Source organism: Arthrobacter sp. 05L421 (assembly GCF_056397785.1).
Genome location: NZ_JBFTOC010000064.1, coordinates 1 through 757, shown reverse-complemented (window position 1 = coordinate 757; position 757 = coordinate 1). Strand labels below are relative to the sequence as shown.

Sequence of the window (757 nt, the reverse complement as noted above, 5' to 3'; positions counted from 1 at the left end):
CGGGGCGGCCGGGAACTGGAACCGCAGGACTGCCGTGTTCTCGGGAGAGCCGTAGACGGCGAGCGAGCCGCTGGTGCCAAAGTCCGTGGTGGGCGCCGACGACGAGGTGTAGGTGTCCGCGGCCGGCGCCACCGCCACCACGGTCGGCGGGGATGTCGACTGGATCGTGGCGGTTGCTTCGTTGGACGGCGGGCTGGTGTTTCCGGCGGCGTCCTGGGCTGTGACGCGGTAGTACCAGGTTCCGGCGGGCCGGTTCGGGTCGCTGTAGCTGGTTCCGGTGGCGTCAGCGATTTTGGTCGAAGTGGTGGGCGCGAAGCTGGCTGAGCTTGACCGGTGGATGGTGTAGCCGGCTACCCCGACGTTATCGGTGGCTGCTGTCCAGGTCAGTGCGATGGCCGACCCGGCTGCGGATGCCGACAAGGATCCGGGCGCACTCGGTGCGGTGGTGTCGGCCGGGGCGGAATCGGTGTAGGTGAGGTTGAGGACGGGGCGCAGTGAGGCGGAGGCCTGGAGTGACCAGAACCATGAGCTGTCGGTGCCGGTGCCGGTCAGGGCGAGCGTTCTCGACCCGGTCCAGCCGGAGATCTGGCTGGTGTCGAGGGTGATGTCGTACGTCGTGTTGGGCACGGTGCCGCCGGGCAGGGACCCGAGGGTCCCGGAGACCGTGGGCCGGTTGGCGTAGAAGGTGCCGGTTTCGGACCATGAGTCTGTTGCGGCCCGGACGTTGAGCGTGTTGGCGGATCCTGCGGAGGCCAGG

The 757-nt window shown here is 69.0% G+C and carries 1 pseudogene; it reads right to left on the bottom strand.

Annotated features, from left to right (window positions below):
- A pseudogene (locus tag AC1DKQ_RS22420) lies at nucleotides 1–757 on the bottom strand (hypothetical protein); the annotation flags it as partial.